Source organism: Winslowiella arboricola, from assembly GCF_025527015.1.
GTDB lineage: Bacteria > Pseudomonadota > Gammaproteobacteria > Enterobacterales > Enterobacteriaceae > Erwinia > Erwinia arboricola.
In genome coordinates this window covers 1-252 of record NZ_JAODIM010000010.1, presented here as the reverse complement: position 1 = coordinate 252, position 252 = coordinate 1, and the positions used below count along the sequence as shown (strand labels likewise).

Below are 252 nucleotides of genomic sequence, written 5' to 3'. Positions count from 1 at the left end.
CTACGGCGTTTCACTTCTGAGTTCGGCATGGGGTCAGGTGGGACCACCGCGCTAAAGCCGCCAGGCAAATTCTGTTATTCATGCCGCCCTCAGGCCGCACAAATTAATCCGTTGTGAACAAGCTGAAATTTTCGCGTCTCTCATCACGCTCACCAAAACACTTCTGGTGTTGTAAGGTTAAGCCTCACGGGTCATTAGTACCGGTTAGCTCAACGCATCGCTGCGCTTACACACCCGGCCTATCAACGTCGT

2 rRNA genes are annotated in these 252 nt (G+C 52.8%); both read right to left on the bottom strand.

What is annotated here, in order from left to right:
* Positions 1 to 65 (bottom strand): 5S ribosomal RNA (rrf, locus tag N5923_RS00045); the annotation flags it as partial.
* A 108-nt stretch (positions 66 to 173) separates the two neighbouring features.
* A 23S ribosomal RNA gene (locus N5923_RS00040) occupies positions 174 to 252 on the bottom strand; the annotation flags it as partial.